General features: G+C 75.1%; 1 protein-coding gene. It reads right to left on the bottom strand.

Annotated features, from left to right (window positions below):
- Positions 1 to 41: 41 nt before the first annotated feature.
- The coding region (locus GKQ77_RS32120; RefSeq protein ID WP_219692646.1) for an AfsR/SARP family transcriptional regulator at positions 42 to 2,020 on the bottom strand (1,979 nt) is incomplete at its 5' end.

Raw genomic sequence — 2,020 nt, 5'->3', positions numbered from 1 at the left:
GTGGGAAAGCATCCGCCGCGAAGCGGCGGCAGAACCCCCCACTAACCCGCAGCCGAGACCCCACTGCGCCACGCGGGCAGCAACTCATCCAGCAACGCCTCGGTACGCGCGGGCAGCCCCCGAGCCCCACTCCGGGCAAGGAGATCCGCGGCGACCCCCCGCAAGCGGGCAGGGTCCTCCGTCGCGGCCGTAGCCCGGAGCAACTCATTCCAGAGCCGCTCATCCCCCGGCGCCGAGCCCAGCGCAGCGTCAAGCGCCTCGATCGCCTTCTCCGCCCGCCCCTTCTCCAGATGGAACTCCGAAAGGGCGAGGCCGATGTCGGCGACGAGCAACGGCAGCTGCGCGTCGATGATCTCGTGCGTGAGCCACCCGTACCGCCCCTGTGGCCGGTCGGCGAGCAGCGGTCCGCGTACGAGCACCAGCGCGTCGGTGAGCATCCGCCCGCGCACGGCACGGTTGCCGGAGCCGCGCCCCTGCGTGGCCTCGTAGTAAAGGGACCGCAGCACGTCCAGGTCCGAGACGACGGACTTGGCGAGCGTGAGCCGCCCGCTGCGGTCGGCCCGCAGCCGGGGCGAGCCGTCGGGGTCGGTGCCCAGCCACTCGCGCAGCCGCTCGACGAGCGCGTCGCGCACGTCGTCGGTGACCCCGCGCGGCCACAGCGCGGAGGCGAGCACCCGGGGGTGGACACCTTCGCGGTGCATCAGGAGCAGGGCCAGCGCCTCGTGCATCAGCGCGCTGCGCTCGCCATCGGGAGTGGCGAGGCCGATGATCTCGTACGTACCGACGAGGCGGGCGTAGACCGCGGGCCGCCCCTGCTCGGTGACGTCGACGAGGAACGGGGGCGCGGCGGCCGCGGGGCCGTCGTCGGGGCCCGCGGGGCCCGAGGACGAGCTGTCCGGGTCGGCGTCGGTGAAGAGCCGGACGACGGCACGCTGCTGGGGCTCGGGCAGTGTCTGGGCCGCCAGTTCGAGGCCGAGCAGCGGCGCGAGGAGCCTGCCGTCCCGGGTGATCTCCATCTCCCAGGCGGCGCCGGGCAGCTCCCCCGACTCCGTACCGACCAGATAGCCGATGCCCAACCGGCTGGCGTCCGCGGCCAGTTCGGCGAGCTTGACGGCGTCATCGCCGGTCGGTTCGGCGGCGAGCAGCACGAGGTGCGGGGCCCAGCGGGTGTGCTGGGCGGGGCCGGTGCGGCCGGTGAGCACGGAGTCGTGTCCGGCGGCGCCGAGCGCGCCGCGCCGCTGGCGGGTCTCGGCCTCCATGGTCTCCAGGAGGGCTTCGACGTCCTCCAGGTGCCGCAGCCGGTTGGGCGCGAGCGGCGTGAGGTCCTGGCCGAAGCCGACGAGGGTGATGGTCATGCGGTCCGACCAGCCGTTGGTGGCCAGTTCGGCGGCGACCGAGGCGAAGACGGCGGCGCGGTCGCTCGCGCTGCCGCTCAGCGAGACGATGCCGGGCACCGACTCCAGGTTGAGGAGCAGCCGTGACTCCTCGGGGGCGCCGAGGGTGCCGAGGCTGACGAGCCCCGGGTAGGGAGCGGCGGTGCCGACGTCCTCGTACCGCTCGGCGTCCGTGCGGGAGAGCACCCAGAACGTCTGGTCCTGCCCCAACTGCCAGGGCGCGGGCGGCCGTCCGGCGGGCTGGGCGAGCTGGAGGTGCAGGTCGCCGTTGGTCAGCCAGGCCGCGTAGACGGTCGGCAGGGCGCGGTTCTCCTCGGCGAGCGAGGCGGCGAGGCCGCGCAGCGACAGGTCCAGGAGGCGTACGCCTTCGGGGTCGGCGCCCACGAGCAGCGCGTCCTGCACATCGGCGGCGTCCCCGGTGGGGGTCGGCGGCTGCATGCCGCGGCGCGCGCCGACCGCGCCCATGGCCGACTGCCACAGGGCGTGCCGACGGCGGCGGCCGAGGGCGCCGAGCAGACCGGCGGCGAGGAGGGGCGCGCCGAGAAGCGCCTCGGGCAGCCCGAAGCCGGAGCCTTCGGACGCGCTGTCGCCGGTCTCGGAGGGGGCTTCGGCGGCGGGGGCGTCCG

This window comes from Streptomyces anatolicus, from assembly GCF_019400875.1.
GTDB lineage: Bacteria > Actinomycetota > Actinomycetes > Streptomycetales > Streptomycetaceae > Streptomyces > Streptomyces anatolicus.
Note: the sequence above shows the minus strand (reverse complement) of the source record. Positions and strands in the feature narration are given on the sequence as shown.